The following is a 299-nucleotide window of genomic DNA, read 5'->3' on the forward strand; positions in this document are numbered from 1 at the left end:
GACACCATCGACACCTCGACCGTGAACCTCACCGCGACCAGCACTGTGGCCGAAGGCGGCACCGTGGTTTACACCGCCTCCGTCAGCGCTCCTGTCACCGGTTCGCCAGTGGTCGTGACCCTGTCCAACGGCCAGACCATCACCATCCCGGTCGGCTCGAGCAGCGCCAGTGTCAACTTCACCGCACCAAACGATGCCCTGACCGGCGGCACCTCCCTGAGCGTGAAGATCGACGATGCCAAGGGCGGCAACTACGAGAAGCTGGAAGTCGACGGCAAGTCGGCGGACACCTCGGTGAC

At 64.5% G+C, this 299-nt stretch carries 1 protein-coding gene; it reads left to right on the plus strand.

All coding sequences use genetic code 11. From position 1 onward, the window contains the following. A partial coding sequence (locus ACZ3HH_RS29605; RefSeq protein WP_465810086.1) for an immunoglobulin-like domain-containing protein occupies positions 1-299 on the plus strand: 299 nt, incomplete at both ends.

This window comes from Pseudomonas sp. PME37.24/025, assembly GCF_055556615.1.